The organism is Pseudoalteromonas sp. 19-MNA-CIBAN-0066 (assembly GCF_040308705.1).
GTDB classification, from domain to species: domain Bacteria; phylum Pseudomonadota; class Gammaproteobacteria; order Enterobacterales; family Alteromonadaceae; genus Pseudoalteromonas; species Pseudoalteromonas nigrifaciens.
Window position 1 is genome coordinate 1 of record NZ_JBEONZ010000246.1, and the last position, 265, is coordinate 265.

At 32.5% G+C, this 265-nt stretch carries 1 protein-coding gene; it reads left to right on the forward strand.

Features of this window, described 5'->3' with window-relative positions; genetic code table 11:
* Positions 1 to 265, forward strand: a 265-nt coding sequence (locus AAEZ18_RS19005; RefSeq protein ID WP_352255973.1) for a hypothetical protein, incomplete at both ends; no start/stop codon positions are given.

Sequence of the window (265 nt, forward strand, 5' to 3'; positions counted from 1 at the left end):
ATTTCAGACCCTATATTCGCTCGAACACTTTCAGTAAAGATTTTAAAAATAAGAAACAAACTGCAGAAGAGACGGCCAAATCATTAGATGATCTGTCTAACTTAAGATTACATAAGCCGAACCCTACTTCTGTTGATATTGACGAGATTAGAGAGGATATTAAATCTTCAAACTATATTTTGCGTCCTTCCTATCAAAGGCAAGAGAAAATAAGTTTGTTAAAGTCTTCATCTATAATTGAAAGCATACTTTTAGGAATCAACTT